This is a genomic window from Mesorhizobium sp. M7A.F.Ca.CA.001.08.2.1, from assembly GCF_003998455.1.
Classification (GTDB): Bacteria; Pseudomonadota; Alphaproteobacteria; order Rhizobiales; family Rhizobiaceae; genus Mesorhizobium; species Mesorhizobium ciceri.
Genome location: NZ_RZPW01000736.1, coordinates 1 through 3,020, shown reverse-complemented (window position 1 = coordinate 3,020; position 3,020 = coordinate 1). Strand labels below are relative to the sequence as shown.

Genomic DNA, 3,020 nt, shown 5'->3' with positions numbered 1-3,020 from the left:
CTGCAGGACGAAGTCCGCAATTTCGACCCGCGCCTAGCCCTGGATGGCGGCGCGGACGGTCTGAACCCCTACAGAACCATCGCTGCGGAAGCGGCAAGGTTTTTGGAAATTGAAGGCAGAATTGCGGTCGAGATCGGCCATACGCAACGCAACGAGGTCTGCGAGATATTCACTGCAGCCGGCTACGTGCCGGGCAGTGTTTTCCGTGACCTCGGTGGAAACGACAGGGTTATTGTCTTTGAAAGGATAAAGCCTTGACGCAGTGCAAAAAAGCGCTTGGCAATGCCGGGGAATGCGGCTAGGGTCGCCTTAACCGGATGAGACGAAGCAGGCAGTGCTCTTAGCGATTCGGTTTTCCTTGGAAATAGCTGCCTTCTTGCGCAAACGATGCCCAAGCTTCGTGCGGGAATCGTCCGGCAAGTGATGTAACCGGAACAGGATGACACGTGGCGCCAACGCAATCGATGCGGGCGAACGCCGGTGAAGAGACGAAACGGCTGGCTGCATGAGCGCCTCCGTTCGTGAAGAGTTTTTCGAAAATTTCAAAATGAAGAGAGTTTGATGAGGCCACAACAGCAGAACAGGCGCATGCGCGGTCGCAACAACAATGGCGGCGGCGGTGGTAACAATAACAACAATAACAACAACAACCGCAAGGGGCCTAATCCCCTGACGCGCAACTACGAGAGCAATGGCCCGGACGTGAAGATCCGGGGTTCGGCTCAGCAGATCGCCGAAAAATACGCCACCCTTGCCCGTGATTCACACAGCTCCGGCGACCGGGTCATGGCGGAGAACTATCTCCAGCACGCCGAGCATTACAATCGCATCATTGCGGCCGCACAGGCGCAGATGCCGATCCAGAACACGCAGCAGAATCGCGATGATTTCGACGATGATGGCGATGAGGACCGCGACGATTTCGACAATAGCGGCAACAACAGCAACGCTGCTTCCGACGTCCAGATCCCGGTGGTCAACCATGGCGCCGGCCCGCAGCCGGTTATCGAAGGTACGCCGGCCGAGGTCGCGCTGAACCGGGAAGGTGGCCGCGAGGCCCGCGATAACAATGGCGGGCGCAACAATGGCGGCCGCGACAACAATGGCGGGCGCCATCGTGATCGCCGCCCCAATGGCGGCTATGGCCAGAACGGCCAGCGCGACTTTTCATCGTCCGCCGAGCAAGGTGGTCAGCCCCAGGGCAACGAGATCCCGGTCCAGGGCGAAGCCGTTTCGCCGACCGAATCTGTGGCGCCGGCCGAACCGGCTCCGTCGTTCGAGAACCTTTCCCCGGCAGGTCTTGCCGCCCAGGCCGAACTCAACGAGGCGGCCGCCGAAAGCGGTGCTGCCCGTCGTCCGCGTCGTCCGCGCCGCCCGCGCGTCAACGCCGATCAGGTTGATGGCGGTAGTGACAATGCCAGTTCCGGGACCGACGCCGGCGAGGTGGCTGCGGCCCCGGCCGACAGCGGCAACGCCCAACCGGTCAATGTCGATATCGATAACTGACCCAACGGCATTTCAAGGCATTGAGCGGCGGAGAGAAATCTCCGCCGTTTTCGTTTGGGCGGCCGTGCAATATTATGTGGTTGCCGATATCGGGACGTCTTGAGGGTTCAGCGCCTGTGCACCATATCAGCCTCAACTGGACCCGGCTCGAATGAGCGGGTCCGTCACCGCAATCGGATCCGGTGCCGCAAAGCGGGCCGGTGATGGAAGGAGACAGATATGAACCTTGAGAAATACTCAGAGCGCGTGCGCGGCTTTATCCAGTCCGCGCAGACCATGGCGCTTTCCCGCAACCACCAGCAATTCACCCCTGAACATATCCTGAAAGTGCTCGTCGACGACGACGAGGGCTTGGCCGCGTCGCTGATCGAACGCGCCGGCGGCAACGTCCGCGACGTCAAGCTTGGCGTCGAGACGGCGCTCGAAGCGATGCCCAAGGTCGAGGGCGGCAATGGCCAGCTCTATCTGGCCCAGCCGCTGGCGAAAGTGTTTTCGACCGCCGAGGAACTGGCCAAGAAAGCCGGCGACAGTTTTGTCACGGTCGAGCGGCTCTTGCAGGCGCTCGCCATGGAAAAGTCGGCCAAGACCGCCGACATACTGGCCAAGGCCGGCGTCACCGCGCAGGCGCTCAACCAGGTCATCAACGATGTCCGCAAGGGCCGCACCGCCGATTCGGCGAGTGCCGAACAGGGCTACGACGCGCTGAAGAAATACGCGCGCGACCTGACTGCGGATGCCCGTGCCGGCAAGCTGGACCCCGTGATCGGCCGTGACGACGAGATCCGCCGCACCATCCAGGTGCTGTCGCGCCGCACCAAGAACAATCCGGTGCTGATCGGCGAACCCGGCGTCGGCAAGACGGCGATCGCCGAAGGCCTGGCACTGCGCATCGTCAATGGCGACGTACCGGAATCGCTGAAGGACAAGCAGCTGATGGCGCTCGACATGGGCGCGCTGATTGCCGGCGCCAAATATCGCGGCGAGTTCGAGGAGCGGCTGAAGGCCGTGCTCTCCGAAGTCACCTCGGCCAGCGGCAACATCATCCTGTTCATCGACGAGATGCACACGCTGGTCGGCGCCGGCAAGGCGGATGGCGCCATGGATGCGTCCAACCTGCTGAAGCCGGCGCTGGCGCGCGGCGAGCTGCACTGCGTCGGCGCCACCACGCTCGACGAGTATCGCAAGCATGTCGAGAAGGATGCAGCCCTTGCCCGGCGCTTCCAGCCGGTTTTCGTCGACGAGCCGACGGTGGAAGACACCGTTTCGATCCTGCGCGGCCTGAAGGAGAAATACGAGCAGCACCACAAGGTGCGCATTTCGGATTCAGCGCTGGTGGCGGCGGCGACGCTGTCCAACCGCTACATCGCCGATCGCTTCCTGCCGGACAAGGCGATCGACCTGGTCGACGAAGCCGCATCGCGGCTGCGCATGCAGGTCGATTCCAAGCCCGAGGCGCTGGACGAGATCGATCGCCGCATCATGCAGCTCAAGATCGAACGCGAGGCGCTCAAGGT

Annotated in this window: 2 protein-coding genes and 1 pseudogene; all 3 read left to right on the top strand. The window is 62.2% G+C overall.

Annotation, left to right across the window (positions count from 1 at the left end):
* Positions 1–258, top strand: a pseudogene (locus EN914_RS29960) (protein-(glutamine-N5) methyltransferase, release factor-specific); the annotation flags it as partial.
* 303 nt (positions 259–561) lie between these two features.
* Complete coding sequence (locus EN914_RS29955; protein WP_024503799.1) at positions 562–1,506, top strand: DUF4167 domain-containing protein; 945 nt, start codon at positions 562–564, stop codon at positions 1,504–1,506.
* 219 nt (positions 1,507–1,725) lie between these two features.
* Positions 1,726–3,020 (top strand): Clp protease N-terminal domain-containing protein (locus tag EN914_RS29950; protein WP_127389463.1); only part of this gene is annotated, 1,295 nt, incomplete at its 3' end.